This is a genomic window from Mesorhizobium sp. M7A.F.Ca.CA.002.15.2.1 (genome assembly GCF_003998715.1).
In the GTDB taxonomy this organism is placed as follows: domain Bacteria; phylum Pseudomonadota; class Alphaproteobacteria; order Rhizobiales; family Rhizobiaceae; genus Mesorhizobium; species Mesorhizobium ciceri.
On record NZ_RZPI01001190.1, the window covers coordinates 1 to 669 of the forward strand.

Here is a 669-nt window from a genome sequence, read left to right on the forward strand (position 1 = left end):
CACCAGATCCTCGTCCGAGAAGGAGGAAACGGTGGCGTAGGCGACCCCCGTCGAAACCACTCCGCCAGCCAAGACGGCCAGGGCCGAGCGTCTGGAAATCTCGATCATGCGATACCTCCTTTCACGCGATCCGGCTCGCCGCCCGCAAGGACAGCGCTGCCGCGGTCAGGCTCGGGTTGGCGCAGGAGCAGCTCGGATAGGTGCTGGTGCCGACGACGACCAGGTTTCTGAGCTGATGGTGGATCATGCCGCTGTCGACCACAGAATCGGCCGGGCCGGTGCCCATCCTCAGCGTGCCCTGGACGTGCGATTCGGTCGGCCGAATGCCGCGGTCGAAGAGCTTTTCGACCGGCAGCGGCGCCAGAAGGTCAGGCAATTTCTCCAGAGCGCGCGCCATGCCCTTCACCGCGTAGTCCGATGGCGCCTTGAAGCTGACGAAGGCATTGTCATCCGCGTCAAGCGTGACGTAGTTCTCGGGGTCGAGCAGGTTCTCGGTGACCACGACCAACGGCAGCGCCTGGCGTAGCCGCCCCTTTTCGGCACGCATTCCGTGCTGCCAGCGGTTCTCGAAATAGACCAGTGCCGCCGCATGCTCCGATCGGTGAGGACCATCATAGAGGCCGAAATTCAGGCCGGTTGTGATGGTGCTGCCGTCGAAATTGTCGACAC

At 63.7% G+C, this 669-nt stretch carries 1 protein-coding gene; it reads right to left on the reverse strand.

What is annotated here, in order from left to right:
* Positions 1-121: 121 nt before the first annotated feature.
* Positions 122-669 (reverse strand): GMC oxidoreductase (locus tag ENZ74_RS33580; RefSeq protein WP_164761490.1); only part of this gene is annotated, 548 nt, incomplete at its 5' end.